Below are 16510 nucleotides of genomic sequence, written 5' to 3'. Positions count from 1 at the left end.
TCGGGAAACGGGCATTCGGCCGTGTTTCGACGCGCCCCGGCATGACTTTGGCTCTGTGTTCGATGAGTGTTCGAGGATGTGTGAGTGCTCGGGGGCGGCCGAGGGCCCTGTCGAGGACTGCGTCGGACCGCTTGTGCCGCGGATGTCACGCAACCGTCAGTCCGCCGTTCCGGGCAGGAACGGGGGCTCCTGCCGCTTGGAGATCGAGCGCCTCCCGTATCCCGGCCGCGATCGCGGGGTGCACCGGCAGGGCGAGGTGGCCGATGCCGCTCACCCGAATGTTCTGTGCCAGCAGGTCGGGGTGGTCGACGCAGGCCGCCTCCAGCGGGTCCATCAGGGGGTCCAGATCACTCCAGAAGCTCACGAAGCGTGTACGGCAGCCCAGGGCGGGGCCGCGTAGTTCCTCGATCAGTCCGGAACCAGGTCGCATCTGGCGGACGATCGGGTGGGCGTTCGCGAGCGGGGCGACACGGGTGCCGCAGTGGGGGGTACCCAGCGTGACGAGCGTACGGATGCGGACGTCACCGCCGAGGCACTGTGTGTAGTAGCGCGCGATCAGTCCGCCCAGGCTGTGTCCGACGACGTCCACCTGTGACTGTCCAGTGCGCGCACAGATCTCCTCGATGTGCTGGCCCAGCAGTTGCGCCGCGGTGCGGATGTCGCATGTGAGCGGAGAGTAATTGAGCGACTCGATGTGCTGCCGCCCGTGCTGTGCGAGGTTGCGGCGCAGCAGGACGAAGACCGAGCGGTTGTCGATGAACCCGTGGACGAGGATGACCGGGGGTTTCGCCTCGACGGGCAGCGGCGCGGCGTCCGCCGGGGGAGTGGGCAGGGCGGAGTGGCGCTCGGCGGTGATCCCCGAAGGGTAGAGAAGCAGATGCCCGGCAAGAACCGCGATGTCCAGGGCGGTCGCCTTCAGGAGTGTTATGGAGAGTCCGGCCAGCCTGCTGGGGAACAGGCGCTGGCAGAGCGGAAGCAAGGGCTGCACTGGCCCGGTGACCTTCATGGCCGACCTCCCGTCGGCGCACTGGGGGCGTCCCTGTCCCCTGTGTGCCCTCATGGAAAGCCGTGGGGCTTGGCCTGCGGAGCGGATGCCTCGGATGCGGTGTGTGAGGCGCCGGTGACGCGATAGGGGCCATCTCGTCGGATTGACGTGACCCTGCTCGCGCTCTGACGCGGTTCCCGTCCTCCTCCTACGGGTCTGGCTCTCGCTTGCATGCCATCGCCGACGTGCCTCCACCGTCCCGGCGCCCCGCCGACGGGCTTTGGTGCGGCCGCCTTGCTGCGGCTCTCCGTGCGCACGATCCGCTCAGTCCGTGGCGCTCGAACCGCGGAGATCCACGGCCCGTGCGCCGCCGAAATGAAGGGACCTGCGCGGCGAACGTTGTCCCACTGTGTGATTTCCCCCTCGGTCGGCACCGTGAAACTGCCGGTTGCGGGATCCTGGCGATAACGTTCGTTCACTTCCCGGGTCGGTGCGGCGCGGGGCGCCCCCGTCCGCAGTCCGCGCGTCCGCCGGAGCGGTGGTATGGCGGCAGGGCGGTACGGCGGTACAGGGTGGAGTAGTCGCTTCATGGAGGCAGTGATGGGTGTGGCAGCCGGTCCGATCCGCGTGGTGGTGGCCAAGCCGGGGCTCGACGGCCACGATCGCGGGGCAAAGGTGATCGCGCGGGCGCTGCGTGACGCGGGTATGGAGGTCATCTACACGGGCCTCCACCAGACGCCCGAACAGATCGTCGACACGGCGATCCAGGAGGACGCCGACGCGATCGGGCTGTCGATCCTGTCCGGTGCGCACAACACGCTGTTCGCCGCGGTGATCGATCTGTTGAAGGACCGCGACGCGGAGGACATCCTCGTCTTCGGCGGCGGGATCATCCCCGAGGCGGACATTCCGCCGCTGAAGGAGAAGGGCGTCGCGGCGATCTTCACCCCCGGGGCGACGACCGCGTCGATCGTGGACTGGGTGCGGGCGAACGTGCGCCAGCCGGCCCAGGCGTAGCGCTCCGCTCGCCCAGCACCGCCACGAAGGCCTCACGCCACCGGAAGGGTGGGACGGGACCGTTCAGGCAGGGCGGGAGCTGGGGGTACGGCCCCCAGCTCCTCCCGCATCGCCGCGCGCAGGCGCAACGTCGTCGTGAGGCGTTGGAACGCCTCTGCCCAGTAGCTTCCGGCGCCCGGCGAGGTGTCCTCCGTCTCGTCGGGAATCGCCGTCAACGTGTCGAGGCGGGCCGACTCCACGGGGTCGAGGCAGCGCTCCGCCAAGCCCATCACCCCGCTGAAGCTCCAGGGGTAACTTCCCGCGTCACGAGCGATGTTGAGGGCATCCACGACCGCCCTGCCCAGTGCGGCGGCCCATGGTGTCGCGCATACCCCGAGGAGCTGGAACGCCTCCGACAGGCCGTGCGCGGCGATGAACCCCGCGACCCAGTCGGCCCGTTCCGCCGCGTCCAGCGTCGACAGCAGCTTGGCCCGCTCGGCCAGGGACACCGCCCCCGGACCTCCGGCTTCCGGTGCCGAGGGCGGTCCGAGCAGAGCCCGGGACCAGCCGGTGTCCCGCTGCCGCACCGCCGCCCGGCACCATGCCGCGTGCAGTTCGCCCCGCCAGTCGTCCGCTACTGGTAGCGCGACGATCTCCTCCGGCGTGCGCCCCCCGAGCCGTGCCGTCCACGAGCCGAGCGGCGCCGCCTCCACCAACTGGCCCAGCCACCAGGACCGTGCACCGCGTCCGGCGGGCGGCTTCGGCACCACACCGTCGCGCTCCATGGCCGCGTCGCACTGGTGCGGCGCCTCGACGACGATCGTCGGCTCCCCCTGGGTACGGTCGACCGCGACACAGGCCACCGCCCGCGCCGCCATCCGCCCGGCCAGAGCCGAATCCGGCAGCGACGAGAGCAACTCCGCCGCCGTCGCCCGCACATTACGGCTCCGGTCGGAGAGCGCCTGCTCCAGGAACGGCTCGTCCGCGGACCCCAGTCCCGTGCGGAGCGAGTCCAGGAACATCAGACGGTCCTCGGCCCGCTCCGTCGCCCAGGTGGTGGCCAGCAGTTCACGGGCGGCGGCAGGCTGCCGGGCGCGGAGCGAGGTGAGCAGGGCCACCCGTTCCGCGAACAGGCCTTCCTGCCACAGCCGCCGGATGCGGTCCGTCTCGTCCGGCGGCGGCTCGGATCCGCCGCCGGACGCGGAGCGCAGCGCGAAGCGCCAGTCCGGATTCAGCCGCGCCAGCCACAGGGCGCGCGGGCCGGCGAAGGCGAGCGCCGCGGGCCGCAGGTCCGTACGGCCGCGTGCCGCGTCCAAGAGCGCCGGCAGCGCTTCCGGAGGTGCGGCGAAGCCGCGCTCGTTGGCAAGGGACAGCCACTGGGGCAACAACTCCATGAGGTCGGGCGCCGTTCCCCGGCGCCCGCTGCCGCCGGTACCGGGACGGTTCGACAGCAGCATGGTCAGTCTGCGGGCCGCCGCGGGCGGCAGCGGCGGACGCGGATCCGTCGCCGCCGGCTCCAACAGGGCCCCCGCCGGTGCGGGGCGCAGCCCGGCTCTGCGGCGCACGGTTTCCACAGCGGCCAGGTCCAGCAGCGCCCTCGGCGCCTCGCGGCCGGGCGGCAGCCATGGCGGCGTACGCCGGTCCGTGCCCAGCAGCGCGACGGTCATGACCTCCTCCCAGGGTGCGGCGGAGGGGGTGTTCGGCGCAGTGGCACTCATGTCAGTCCCTTCCAGGTCGCTTCCGGGGTCGCTCGGATGTGTCGTCAGCACAACGGGACCGCCTCTCCCGTGTCCTGGGGCCAGGCCGTCAGCGGAGTGAAGCCCCGGTGGCCGCACTCGCCGAAGACCGTGACCGGGGCGCCGCCCGACAGGGCGACCAGGCGCCACAGGCCAGGCCGGGCGCCCGCCGAGGGGGTGAGCGGCAGGGCCATGTCGCCGTCCGCGTCCGCCAGTTGCCAGGAGTCCTCGACCGGCGTCGGTATGACCCGGCTCAACGTCACCGGGAACGAGTCCAGCCAGGGGTCGTCCCGTAGCGCCTCCCCGTAGCGCGCCGCCGCATGGTCCGTGCTCACGCCCGGCGGCCGCACCGGCGCCGGGCCCGGGGCCGTGAACCGCTCGCCCAGGGCGGCCCGCAGTTGCCCCGCCCCTGGATACGCCGACAGTTCCGCCTCGAAGCTCAGGCCCACCGGCAGGGTCAGCTCTGGTGCACGCCCTGCCGCGCCGTAGGAGAGGAGCAGCGCGGTGCGGTGGGACTCCGCCCCGTACAGCCAGATCCGGCGCGTGGTGAGTCGGCTGTCCGAGGTGTCGTACTGCGCCAGGACGAGCCAGCGGTCGCGGACGGGTGGGCCGTCCGGCGAGCCAGGCAGGCCGACCCGCGAGCGGACCGTCGCCGCCGTGCCGTCCGGCAGCCGCTCGCGGCGCAACCAACCCTGGTCCAGCAGGTGCAGCAGCGCGCACTCCTCCAGCAGCCGCACCGGCCAGCCGGGCCCCGACGACGGAATCGCCCCCAACTCCCGCACTCGCGCGGCCAGTCCCGGAGCCTGCGCGTCGACCATCCGGGCCGCCGTCTCCTCCCACAGCCCGTACCCCGCCTGCTCGGCCGTGGCCAGACCGCCGCGCAGCAGGTCGGTCAGCCGCTGTTCCAGCTCCGTCGCCCCCGCCGTGATCCGCTCGGCCCGCCGCTCCGCCCTGCGCCGGGCCGCCTCCGGATCAGCGGACGCGCCGGAGTTCGAGCCGTCCGCCGACCGCTTCTCCCGCGAGCGCTGCCTGCGTCCCTCGATCCACTGCTCCGCCCAGTCCGGCGCCTGCCCCCGCGACACCGTTTCGTCCCCGCCCGCCCAGAGCAGCAGCAGTCCCAGAGCGTGCTTGCACGGGAACTTGCGGCTTGGACAACTGCACTTGTACGCGGGCCCGGCCGCGTCCGCGAGGTCGACGACCGTCTGATACGGCTTGCTGCCACTGCCCTTGCACAGCCCCCACGCGGTCCCCTCGTCAGAACTGCCCGCCTCCGACCACGGTCCGGCCGCGCCGAGTTTGCTTCCCGCTTTGCGTGATGCGGCGTCAGGCGCCAGTGCCAGCACCTGATCCGCAGTCCAGCGCACCCCCTGCTGAGTCATGCCCTCGAAGGTAGGCGCCGGCACTGACAATCGACCGTCGTGGCCGTATTTGCGCAGGTCACAACGCATTGTCAGTGGTGTGGTGCACGGTTGTTGCAGATCCGAACCGGCCCAGCTGGAGGGGGAATCGGCCATGCGTGTGTCCGTTGATCCGATGTCCGTCGAACCGAGTCCGAGTCAGTCCGCGCTCGCGAACGAAGGGCTCGTTAACGAGGGCGGGGACGCCGCCCCGGACAGGCGGCTGTCCGTGCCCGTGCATACGCCCGTGGAAGACGGGGTGCAAGAGGCACCCGAGGCGCTGCGGCCGCACGCCGAGGACGCCTTCGCGGCCGAACTCGCCGCGCTCGCCGCACAGGACGACCGTCCCCGCCCGACCCGCTGGAAGATGTCGCCGTGGGCCGTGGCCACGTATCTGCTGGGCGGCACGCTGCCGGACGGCACCGTGATCACACCGAAGTACGTGGGCCCGCGCCGCATCGTCGAGGTCGCCGTCACCACGCTCGCCACCGACCGTGCCCTGCTCCTGCTCGGTGTGCCCGGCACGGCGAAGACCTGGGTGTCCGAGCACTTGGCGGCCGCCATTAGCGGTGACTCGACCCTGCTCGTGCAGGGCACGGCAGGCACACCGGAAGAGGCGATCCGCTACGGCTGGAACTACGCGCGGCTGCTCGCCCACGGCCCCAGTCGCGACGCGCTCGTGCCCAGCCCCGTCATGCGGGCCATGGCCGAGGGTATGACCGCCCGGGTCGAGGAGTTGACCCGCATCCCGGCCGACGTGCAGGACACGCTGATCACGATCCTGTCGGAGAAGACCCTGCCGATACCGGAGCTGGGGCAGGAGGTACAGGCCGTCCGTGGCTTCAACCTGATCGCGACGGCCAACGACCGCGACCGCGGGGTCAACGACCTGTCGAGCGCGCTGCGCCGCCGCTTCAACACGGTGGTGCTGCCGCTGCCGGAGAGCGCCGAGGCCGAGGTCGACATCGTCTCCCGCCGGGTCGACCAGATCGGCCGCTCGCTCGACCTGCCGGCCGCGCCCGACGGCATCGACGAGATCCGCCGGGTCGTCACCGTCTTCCGCGAGTTGCGAGGCGGCGTCACGGTCGACGGCCGTACGAAGCTGAAGTCGCCCAGCGGCACGCTGTCCACCGCGGAGGCGATCTCCGTCGTCACCAACGGACTCGCGCTGGCAGCCCACTTCGGCGACGGGGTGCTGCGTGCGAGCGACGTCGCCGCGGGCATCCTCGGTGCCGTCGTCCGCGATCCGGCGGCCGACCGTGTCGTCTGGCAGGAGTACCTGGAGGCGGTGGTCCGCGAGCGGGACGGATGGGCGGACTTCTATCGCGCGTGCCGGGAAGTGACCGCATGAACGACTCCGACCCCGCATGGACCTTCCCGGGCCGGTCGAGTGGTGCGACGGCCGCGGGGAACCACGCGGTCAAAGGAGTGATCGGAGACGACGATCCGGGGTGGTCCGGGCCGCGAGGGGGATCAGGTGACAAGCGTTGACAGGCCGCCGGGCGGTGCGGCGCACGAGGGGCCGCTGCTCCTTGGGGTACGGCATCACGGGCCCGGATCAGCGCAGGCGGTGCGGGCCGCGCTGGAGGCGGCACGACCACGGGCCGTACTGATCGAGGGGCCACCGGAAGCGGACGCCCTGATCCCACTCGCGGCCGACGAGGAAATGCGGCCGCCGGTGGCGCTGCTCGCACACGCCGTGGACGAGCCCGGGCGGTCGGCGTTCTGGCCGCTGGCCGAGTTCTCCCCGGAATGGGTGGCGCTCCGCTGGGCTCTGGAACACGGCGCCGCAGCCACGTTCATCGACCTGCCGGCCTCGCACACGCTGGCGTGGGAGAAGGAGGAACAGGAGCCGACGGAGGGCGAGCCCGAAGACACCGGGCCGGCGCTGGAGGCCGAGGCTTCCGCCCCGCCCCGGGGCCCCGCCGACACCGTCCGCGTGGACCCCCTCGCGGTGCTCGCCGAGGCCGCCGGGTACGACGATCCGGAGCGGTGGTGGGAGGACGTCGTCGAGCACCGGGGCCCGGAGCAGGGCGATGCACTCGTGCCGTTCGCCGTGCTGGGAGAGGCCATGGCGGCCCTGCGGGAGGAGTACGGCACGGGGGGACACGAGCGCGACCTCGTGCGGGAGGCGCACATGAGGCTCCAAGTGCGTGCCGCCCAGCGACAGTTCGGGCGGGACGTGGCCGTGGTGTGCGGGGCCTGGCATGTGCCCGCGCTGCGGCGGAGGACCACCGTCGCCGCCGACCGCGCCCTGCTGAAGGGGCTGCCCAAGGTGAAGACGGACATGACCTGGGTGCCCTGGACCTACCGGAGGCTGTCCCGGGCCAGCGGTTACGGCGCGGGCATCGACTCGCCGGGTTGGTACGGGCATCTGTTCAAGTCCCCCGACCGGCCGGTCGAGCGGTGGCTGACCAGGGTTGCCGGGCTGCTCCGCGAGGAGGACCGGATCGTGTCGTCCGCGCACGTCATCGAGGCGGTCCGGCTCGCCGGGACGCTCGCGGCGCTGCGGGGACGTCCACTGCCGGGGCTGTCCGAGACGACCGACGCGGTGCGGGCGGTGATGTGCGAGGGCTCGGACGTGCCGCTGGCACTGGTGCACGACCGGCTCGTGGTCGGCGACGTCCTGGGGGAGGTGCCCGAGGCGGCCCCCGCCGTGCCGTTGCAGCGGGACCTCGTGCGTCTCCAGAAGCGGCTGCGGTTCAAACCGGAGCCGCTGGAGCGGGAGTTGGAGCTGGACCTGCGCAAGGAGACGGACGCCGCCCGTAGCAGGCTGCTGCATCGACTGCGTCTTCTAGGCGTCGGCTGGGGTGAGCCCGTCGCCTCGCGTGGCAGCACGGGGACGTTCCGGGAGACCTGGCGGCTGCGCTGGGAACCGGAGCTGGCGGTGCGGGTCGCCGAGGCCGGGGTCTGGGGGACGACCGTACTCGCCGCCACCACCGCCAAGGCCGAGGCGGACGCGGTCGGTGCGCAGGCGCTCGCCGACGTCACGGCGCTCGCCGAGCGGTGCCTGCTGGCGGAGCTGCCGGACGCACTCCCCGTGGTGATGCGGGTCCTCGCCGACCGCGCGGCCCTCGACACCGACGTCGGTCATCTCGCCCAGGCGCTGCCCGCCCTGGTTCGCTCCCTGCGATACGGGGACGTGCGCGGTACGGACACCCGGGCGCTGGCGGGTATCGCGGCGGGCCTCGCCGAGCGCGTGTTCGTCGGGCTGCCACCGGCGTGCGCCGCGATCGACGCGGAGGCGGCCGAGAAGATGCGGCGCCATGTGGACGCGGTGCACGGGGCGGTGGGGCTACTCGAAGAGGCGACCGCCACGGCTCACGGCGACATACGCGGACGGTGGCGCTCCGTCCTGCGGGTGCTCTCCGTACGGGACACCGTTCCGGGCGTCATCCGCGGGCGGGCGATGCGACTGCTCCTGGACGACGGGGAGGTGTCGCAGGAGGAGGCCGCCCGTCTCATGGGGCTCGTGCTGTCGCCGGGGACGGCACCGGCGGACGCGGCCGCGTGGATCGAGGGGTTCGTCGGGGGCGGCTCCGGCGGCGGGATGCTGCTCGTGCACGACGAGCGGCTGCTCGGGCTGGTGGACGCATGGCTGACCGGGGTGCCGACGGAGGCGTTCACCGATGTGCTGCCCCTGCTGCGGCGCACGTTCTCGGCGTACGAGCCGGGGGTGCGGCGCACGCTCGGTGACCTGGTGCGACGCGGGCCGGGCGCACGCGGGGGCGCAACGGCCACCGGCGCCGGCGTCCCCGGATTCGCGGTCGATCTCGACAACGGACGGGCAGACGCGGTGGTGCCGCTGCTGCGGCTGCTGCTCGGCCTGGACGAGTCCCCCGGAAGTGAAGTCGACGACCTTGTGGGAGCGGCCGGATGAGCACACAGAGGACGGATCACGAAAAGGCCGCCCGCACGGACGGCCGGGACTCCGAGGCAGGCGAGCGGCTGCGGCGATGGCGGCTCGTGCTCGGGGGAGACGCGGCGGACGGCACCGGATACGGGCTGACCGGGCAGGACGCGGCGATGGACGGGGCGCTGACCGCGCTGTACGGCAAGGGGGACAAGCCGCAGCGGGGGCGGGACCGTTCGGCGGGGCTCGGGGCGTCCGCGCCGTCCGTGGCGCGCTGGCTGGGGGACATCCGGACGTACTTCCCCTCGTCCGTCGTTCAGGTCATGCAGCGGGACGCCATCGACCGGCTGGGACTGTCCACGCTCCTCCTGGAGCCGGAGATGCTGGAGGCCGTCGAGGCGGACGTTCATCTGGTCGGCACGCTGCTCTCGTTGAACAAGGCGATGCCGGAGACCACCAAGGAGACAGCGCGGGCCGTGGTGCGCAAGGTCGTCGAGGACCTGGAGAAGCGGCTTGCCACCCGCACCCGGGCCACGCTCACCGGTGCCCTCGACCGCAGCGCCCGGATCACCCGGCCCCGCCACCACGACATCGACTGGAACCGCACGATCGCGGCCAACCTCAAGCACTATCTGCCCGAATACCGCACGGTGGTGCCGGAGCGGCTGATCGGGTACGGGCGGGCGTCCCAGTCCGTGAAGAAGGAGGTCGTCCTCTGCATCGACCAGTCGGGCTCGATGGCGGCGTCGGTGGTGTACGCGTCCGTGTTCGGAGCGGTCCTCGCGTCGATGCGGTCCCTCGACACCCGGCTCGTCGTCTTCGACACGGCCGTCGTCGACCTCACCGACCAGCTCGACGACCCTGTCGACGTTCTCTTCGGCACCCAACTCGGCGGCGGCACGGACATCAACCGGGCACTGGCGTACTGCCAGTCGCAGATCACACGGCCCGCGGAGACCGTCGTGGTCCTCATCAGCGATCTGTACGAAGGCGGGATCCGCGACGAGATGCTCAAACGGGTGGCGGCGATGAAGGCGTCGGGGGTGCAGTTCGTCACGTTGCTCGCGCTCTCGGACGAGGGGGCGCCCGCGTACGACCGCGAGCACGCGGCGGCGCTCGCGGCGCTGGGCGCGCCCGCGTTCGCGTGCACACCCGACCTGTTCCCGGAGGTGATGGCGGCGGCGATCGAGAAGCGGCCCCTGCCGATACCGGAGGCGGCGTGAGAGAGCGAGGCGGATGACAGGGGCCGTGCGGGGGCGAGGCCGGGAGAAGGGGCGTCGTGCGCGAGGTCGTCCGGCTCACGTGGGGGCCACCGGAGGTCTGACCGGAACCGGCAGGCGGCTCTTCCGCCGCCCACACGGTGACTGTCATCTGCCGGGGACGTCGCCGGGCCCGCCGCCTCGGACCACCTGCGGCAGGGCGGTCTACGGCACGTAAAGCGTCCGAGGTGCGGAGCCGTAGACCGCCCGGCCGAAACCCCGCGGGCAGGGGCAATCGGCCCCATGAGGTGAGGGCCCCGCTCAGTGCCCCACCGCGGCGGCACAAGGGCTCACCGGGTCAATCCCGACCCCGGTGGGACCCTGCCGTGTAGGCCGCGCGTGTGACAGGTATCACCGCTCAGGGGCGACCTCCGATTTAGAGCCCCACCTCAAGCGGCGATAACCTGCGAGACGGACATGCCGCGCGCTCGGACACCGTGTGCGCCTCCCTAGTGACACTGCGGACGTCACGTTGCCCTTCGCGGCACGCCCACGCATCCAACGAACCACGAACCGCGAGATCACTGATAGGGACGGAAGCGCGTGGACCTGTTCGAGTACCAGGCGAGGGACCTCTTCGCCAAGCACGGTGTACCGGTGCTGGCCGGTGAAGTCATCGACACGCCTGAGGCGGCGCGCGAGATCACCGAGCGGCTGGGCGGCAAGTCGGTCGTCAAGGCCCAGGTGAAGGTCGGTGGTCGCGGCAAGGCCGGTGGCGTCAAGCTGGCCGCCACCCCGGACGAGGCCGTCGCCCGCGCGACGGACATCCTCGGCATGGACATCAAGGGCCACACGGTCCACAAGGTGATGATCGCCGAGACCGCTCCGGAGATCCTCGAGGAGTACTACGTCTCCTTCCTCCTCGACCGCGCCAACCGCACCTTCCTCTCCATCGCCTCCGTCGAGGGCGGCATGGAGATCGAGGAGGTCGCGGCCACCCGCCCCGAGGCCGTCGCCAAGATCGCGATCGACGCCATCGACGGTGTCGACAAGGCGAAGGCCCAGGAGATCGCCGCCGCGGCGAAGTTCCCGGCCGAGGTCGCCGACAAGGTCGCCGACGTCCTGGTGAAGCTGTGGGAGGTGTTCATCAAGGAGGACGCCCTCCTGGTCGAGGTCAACCCGCTGGCCAAGGTCGCCTCCGGTGACGTCATCGCCCTCGACGGCAAGGTGTCTCTGGACGAGAACGCCGAGTTCCGTCACCCCGAGTTCGAGGAGCTCCACGACAAGGCCGCCGCCAACCCCCTCGAGGCGGCTGCCAAGGAGAAGAACCTCAACTACGTCAAGCTCGACGGCGAGGTCGGCATCATCGGTAACGGTGCCGGTCTGGTCATGTCCACCCTGGACGTCGTCGCCTACGCCGGTGAGAACCACAAGGGCGTCAAGCCGGCCAACTTCCTCGACATCGGTGGCGGCGCCTCCGCCGAGGTCATGGCGAACGGCCTGGAGATCATCCTCGGCGACCCGGACGTCAAGTCCGTGTTCGTCAACGTCTTCGGTGGCATCACCGCCTGCGACGCGGTCGCCAACGGCATCGTGCAGGCCCTGGAGCTCCTGGAGTCCAAGGGCGAAGAGGTCACCAAGCCGCTGGTCGTGCGTCTGGACGGCAACAACGCCGAGCTGGGTCGCCAGATCCTGGACGACCGCAACCACCCGCTCGTTCAGCGCGTGGACACCATGGACGGCGCGGCCGACAAGGCCGCCGAGCTGGCTGCTGCCGCGAAGTAAGGGACGAGGTCACACACACCATGGCTATCTTCCTCACCAAGGAATCCAAGGTCATCGTCCAGGGCATGACCGGCTCCGAGGGCCAGAAGCACACCCGTCGCATGCTGGCCTCCGGCACGAACATCGTCGGTGGCGTCAACCCGCGCAAGGCGGGCCAGGTCGTCGACTTCGACGGCACGGAGATCCCGGTGTTCGGGTCCGTCGCCGAGGCGATGGAGAAGACCGGCGCCGACGCCACGGTCATCTTCGTCCCGGAGAAGTTCACCAAGGACGCCGTGATCGAGGCCATCGACGCCGAGATCCCGCTCGCGGTCGTCATCACCGAGGGCATCGCGGTCCACGACACGGCCGCCTTCTGGGCCTACGCCGGTAAGAAGGGCAACAAGACCCGGATCATCGGCCCGAACTGCCCCGGTCTGATCACCCCGGGCCAGTCGAACGCCGGCATCATCCCGGCCGACATCACCAAGCCGGGCCGCATCGGCCTGGTCTCGAAGTCCGGCACGCTGACGTACCAGATGATGTACGAGCTGCGTGACATCGGCTTCACGACCTGTGTCGGTATCGGTGGTGACCCGATCATCGGCACCACGCACATCGACGCGCTCAAGGCGTTCCAGGACGACCCCGAGACCGACCTGATCGTCATGATCGGCGAGATCGGCGGCGACGCCGAGGAGCGGGCCGCGGCCTTCATCAAGGAGAACGTGACCAAGCCGGTCGTCGGCTACGTCGCGGGCTTCACCGCGCCCGAGGGCAAGACCATGGGTCACGCGGGCGCCATCGTCTCCGGTTCGTCGGGCACCGCCCAGGCGAAGAAGGAGGCGCTGGAGGCGGCCGGCGTCAAGGTCGGCAAGACGCCCACCGAGACGGCGAAGCTCGCCCGGGCCATTCTCGGCGGCTGATCGCAGTCCGGGTCGGCCGACGCCGACCGGGCCGCACGCACATGCGCGGACGGGCCCGCACCCTCACCGGGGTGCGGGCCCGTCCGTGTGCTCAGTGTGGCGCCGGAACCAGCCGTCCCGGCCCCTTGTGGATTTCCGCACCGAGTTTCGTCCGGAGCGCCAGTTCCTCGGGAGAGGAGGGGCCCATGACCGGGCGCGGGGGCAGTCCCCGGACGGCCGTTCCCCGGCCCACCGGTCGTTCGTAGTGGTCCGGGGCCACACACACGTTCAGGGCCGTCGCGCCGATGAGCGCGACCGTGGAGGCGATCGTGGCGCGCGTCCAGTGCCGTGCGCGGCCTTCGCCACGGGCCCGGACCTGGAGCGGCCCGGCCACGGGAAGGAGTTCGGCTGCGGCCGGTTCGGCCAGTCCGAGGCGGAGCACCTCCGGGATCGCCGGTTCCGGAACCAGCGCGGCCACCGTCGCCCGGGCGTACAGCAGACGGCTCGCCGTGGCCGGGGTGCTCGCCTCCGTCTCGGCCGCGGTCTCCGGCAGGCCGAGTCCGATGCCGTCGTGGAGCAGGAGCGTGCGCCGGTGGACCGGCGGCAGCGTCAGGAGCGCCTGCAGCAGTGCGCGGTGCGAGGGATCCGCAGGCGGCGGACCGGCGTGCCGGTAGCGCGGGTGCAGGCGGTTCCATGGCGAGAGGGCGCAGTCGTGTGACGCCGCGCGTATCCACCCCGCCGGATCCCGGTCCACGGCCACCTCGGGCCAGCGGTGCCAGGCCAGTTGGAAGGCGCGTTCGACCGCATCGCGGGCCAGTTCGCGCTTACCGGTGAGCAGATAGGCCTGCCGCACGAGGGACGGGGCGCAGAACTCGTACAGGGCGTCGAAGGCCTGATGAGGCGCCAGTGGTGCCGCGGCCGTGTCTTTCTGCTGCGTCACAGGGCGAGCCTCCGTGCAAAAAAGTACATAACCGTATATTGAGCGACACATCCGAGCTTCGCTCGTTGCGAGGAGAACGCCCGGGTCATTGGGAGCATGGCGATCGTGACCCAATGGACCGACCGTCGAACGCCCTCACCCCCGCGCACCCGGTTGCGTGACCGGTCGCCCGGACTGGGCGCCTGCCTCCTGGGCGGCGCCGTCGCCGCGACACTGGGGATCGGTGTGCTCGCCCTGCTCGTGACGGTGCTGTGGATCAGCTTCCCGTACCCCGACAGCGGGCCCGACGGCGCCCTGCACATGGCCGCGGCACTGTGGCTGCTGGCGCACGGCGTCGTCCTCGTCCGCACCGAGACGCTCTCCGGCGTGCCCGCGCCCGTCGGAGTCACCCCGCTGCTGACGACTCTGCTGCCGGTGTGGCTGCTGCACCGGGCGGCACGCGACGCGACGGACAGGGAGGGCGCGGATGCCGCGGATGCCGCGGGGGGCGACGCGCCGCTCGTGGCCGCGCGCACGGCCTGGTGCGGAGTGGTGGCGGGTTATCTCGGAGTGGGCGCGGGAGTGGCGCTGTACGCCTCGAGCGGGGCGCTGCGGCCGTCGTGGACGTGGACCGTCGGGTGCCTGCCCCTGGTCGCCGTCGTGTCGGCGGGGGCGGGGGTGTGGACGGCGTACGGGCGCCCGTGCAGGCCACCGGGGCGGCTGGTGCGCGGGGGGCTCGAGCGGCTGCCCGCGGGCATGCGGGGGCTGGTTGCCACCGGGGCACTCGAGGGTGACGGGCGGCTGTGGCTGAAAGGTTCCGTACGGGCCGCCGTGGCCGGAGCGGTGGTGCTGGTGGGCGGGGGCGCGGCGCTCGTGGGCGCGTCGCTGGTGTGGCACGGCGGGGCGGCGCGGGCCTCGTTCCTCCAGCTGGCGGCGGGCTGGTCGGGGCGGTGTGCGGTGCTGCTGCTGGCGGTGGCGCTGGTGCCGAACGCGGCGGTGTGGGGGGCGGCTTACGGGCTCGGACCCGGGTTCGTGCTGGGCGTCGGGCGGGCGGCCGGGCCGTTGTCCACGGTGGGGCACCCTACGGCGCTGCCGCCGTTTCCGCTGCTGGCGGCGGTACCCGAAGGCGGAGGCGGGCCGCTGCGCTGGGCGGTGGGGGTGGTGCCGGTCGCGGCGGGGGTGACGGTCGGGTGGTTCGTGGCGAGAACGGCGTGCCGGGAGCGGGGGCAGGACGACGCGTGGTCGGCCGGGCGGACGGCGTGCGCGGTCGGGGTGGCGGGGGCGGTGTGCGGGGTGCTGCTCGGCGGGCTCGCCCAGGCGGCGGGAGGGCCGCTCGGGGTGGCCGCGCTGTCCCGGTTCGGGCCGGTGGGGTGGCAGGTGGGTGGCGCCGCGCTCGGCTGGACAGTCGGGGTGGGGATGCCGGTGGGGCTGGCGGTACGGGCGTGGCGGCTGCGGAGGTGTGCGAAGGGGGAGCGCCAGGGGATGACGGAGCGTGACGGGGAGCTGCGCGCGCCGGGGCGGGGGCGGGAGCCCCGGGTGACAACTTCCATGAGTCCGGTTCCCTCGCCGACGGTCCCGGAGCCCGCCGGAATCCCGGCGCCCGCCGCGCGCGCCGACGACGCCCGACCGGATACGGCGTGGGAGGACCCGGACCTCAAGCCGTACGAGGTGCTGCCGTCCGAGGAGAACCCGTTCCCGCCGGCCCCGCCGACCCCGCCGAAGCCGCGGGAGGAGCCTGGGCCGGGCGCTTGAGGGCCCCGGTACCGCATCCGGCACGCAGAGAGCGCGGCCACGCGGGACGCGCGGTTCCGGTGAGGCGAGGCCCCGGCTGCGAAGGCCGCGCCTGCCGGGGCCCGCGCCACCGGCAGCTCAGTCCTGAGTCCCCAGTACGCCCTGCAGTTCCTTCGGCAGCAGGCTGTCGCAGGACTGAGTTGCCGCGGTCGTCAGGGCGTCGTCCACGCACGTGTAGTAGTCGCGGTAGACCAGGTGAGCCGTGAACATGGCCGCCACCACCGTGATCGCCAGTGACGCCGTGACCAGGCCGCTGATCGCCGCCGTCGTCTGGGGGCGGGCCGCTGGGGCGGGGTTCTCCGGGTCGGGAGTGCGGGGCTTGGCGCGCAGGGCGCTCACGCTCCAGTACAGCGCCAGCGCGCCCAGCAGCAGGGCCACGTACGGCCAGCTGAAGAGGGCGAAGAAGAACGCCCACATGCCGCCAAGGAGTGCGTAGCGTGCGCGGCGCTGGGCCGGGTCCGTGGGGTCCCAGCGCAGGCCTCCGCCGGAGCCGCCGGACCCCTCAGGGCCGCCCTGTCCGCCCTGACCCCCCGGACGTTCGCCGAAGTGGCCGCCGGCCGCGGGCCCCGGCTGCCGGTCGCTCCACTGGCCGCCCCATCCGGAACGGCCATCGTCGGAGCCGTCCTGTTCCTGGCCGGTTGCCGGGTGCCGCGGCTGCCAGGGCCGGTCCGGTGCCCCCTCCGGCGGCGGCGCGAAGGGGTTGTCGTCCAGAGGCTTCTCCGGGCTCTGCCCACCGTCGGCGGAATCACCGCCCGACCCGGTCGGCGCGGCGCCGCCACTCGTGGAGTCGTCCCCGTTCCGGAGCGCCTCCTCGTTCTTCCGTGGCGGCACGGACGAAGGCCGCCGCTCACGCAGCAGCAGCGAAGGGAGTCGGAGACTGCGGTCCGGCATCAGGTGTGCGTCTTCCCCTTGGTGGTTCTGGCGTGCGGCGGGTCCACGGAGTCGCCATGAGGCAGGTGCGCCTC

The 16510-nt window shown here is 72.4% G+C and carries 12 protein-coding genes; 7 read left to right on the top strand and 5 right to left on the bottom strand.

Annotation, left to right across the window (positions count from 1 at the left end; genetic code table 11):
- Window positions 1–145: 145 nt before the first annotated feature.
- Complete coding sequence (locus ACWDEX_RS16005) at window positions 146–1006, bottom strand: esterase/lipase family protein (RefSeq protein WP_450463984.1); 861 nt, start codon at window positions 1004–1006, stop codon at window positions 146–148.
- A gap of 579 nt (window positions 1007–1585) precedes the next feature.
- On the opposite strand from ACWDEX_RS16005, the gene ACWDEX_RS16000 reads away from it, so the two are divergent.
- Window positions 1586–2002 carry a cobalamin B12-binding domain-containing protein gene (locus ACWDEX_RS16000; protein WP_450463983.1) on the top strand — a complete coding sequence of 139 codons (417 nt, stop codon included), beginning with the start codon at window positions 1586–1588 and terminating at the stop codon, window positions 2000–2002.
- 32 nt (window positions 2003–2034) lie between these two features.
- On the opposite strand, the gene ACWDEX_RS15995 is transcribed toward ACWDEX_RS16000, so the two are convergent.
- Together ACWDEX_RS15995 and ACWDEX_RS15990 are read right to left on the bottom strand one after the other, a co-directional pair.
- Window positions 2035–3699 carry a DUF5691 domain-containing protein gene (locus tag ACWDEX_RS15995; RefSeq protein ID WP_450463982.1) on the bottom strand — a complete coding sequence of 555 codons (1665 nt, stop codon included), beginning with the start codon at window positions 3697–3699 and terminating at the stop codon, window positions 2035–2037.
- 44 nt (window positions 3700–3743) lie between these two features.
- A complete protein-coding gene (locus ACWDEX_RS15990) occupies window positions 3744–5096 on the bottom strand; it encodes an SWIM zinc finger family protein (protein WP_450463981.1) in 1353 nt (450 codons plus the stop codon).
- Window positions 5097–5250: 154 nt separating this feature from the next.
- Here ACWDEX_RS15990 and ACWDEX_RS15985 point away from each other — a divergent pair, with 154 nt between their 5' ends.
- The 5 genes from ACWDEX_RS15985 to sucD all read left to right on the top strand — a co-directional run bounded on the left by ACWDEX_RS15985 (window position 5251) and on the right by sucD (window position 12856).
- Window positions 5251–6465 carry an ATP-binding protein gene (locus ACWDEX_RS15985; RefSeq protein ID WP_450463980.1) on the top strand — a complete coding sequence of 405 codons (1215 nt, stop codon included), beginning with the start codon at window positions 5251–5253 and terminating at the stop codon, window positions 6463–6465.
- A 126-nt stretch (window positions 6466–6591) separates the two neighbouring features.
- Complete coding sequence (locus tag ACWDEX_RS15980; RefSeq protein ID WP_450463978.1) at window positions 6592–8994, top strand: DUF5682 family protein; 2403 nt, start codon at window positions 6592–6594, stop codon at window positions 8992–8994.
- Entirely contained in the window at window positions 8991–10190 is a 1200-nt protein-coding gene (locus tag ACWDEX_RS15975) for a VWA domain-containing protein (RefSeq protein WP_450463977.1), read from the top strand. The genes ACWDEX_RS15980 and ACWDEX_RS15975 overlap by 4 nt, the downstream gene beginning before the upstream one ends.
- A 579-nt stretch (window positions 10191–10769) precedes the next feature.
- Entirely contained in the window at window positions 10770–11951 is a 1182-nt protein-coding gene (gene sucC / locus ACWDEX_RS15970) for an ADP-forming succinate--CoA ligase subunit beta (protein ID WP_450463976.1), read from the top strand.
- A gap of 20 nt (window positions 11952–11971) precedes the next feature.
- Entirely contained in the window at window positions 11972–12856 is an 885-nt protein-coding gene (gene sucD, locus ACWDEX_RS15965) for a succinate--CoA ligase subunit alpha (RefSeq protein WP_450463975.1), read from the top strand.
- 91 nt (window positions 12857–12947) lie between these two features.
- Here sucD and ACWDEX_RS15960 read toward each other — a convergent pair whose 3' ends face one another.
- Entirely contained in the window at window positions 12948–13775 is an 828-nt protein-coding gene (locus tag ACWDEX_RS15960; protein ID WP_450463973.1) for an RNA polymerase subunit sigma-70, read from the bottom strand.
- Between the two features lie 96 nt (window positions 13776–13871).
- Here ACWDEX_RS15960 and ACWDEX_RS15955 point away from each other — a divergent pair, with 96 nt between their 5' ends.
- Window positions 13872–15506 carry a cell division protein PerM gene (locus ACWDEX_RS15955; protein ID WP_450463972.1) on the top strand — a complete coding sequence of 545 codons (1635 nt, stop codon included), beginning with the start codon at window positions 13872–13874 and terminating at the stop codon, window positions 15504–15506.
- A gap of 117 nt (window positions 15507–15623) precedes the next feature.
- On the opposite strand, the gene ACWDEX_RS15950 is transcribed toward ACWDEX_RS15955, so the two are convergent.
- Complete coding sequence (locus ACWDEX_RS15950) at window positions 15624–16436, bottom strand: hypothetical protein (RefSeq protein WP_450463970.1); 813 nt, start codon at window positions 16434–16436, stop codon at window positions 15624–15626.
- Between the last annotated feature and the right edge of the window lie 74 nt (window positions 16437–16510).

It is taken from the genome of Streptomyces sp. NPDC001020 (assembly GCF_053599115.1).
This window is presented reverse-complemented; position numbering and strand designations above follow the sequence as displayed.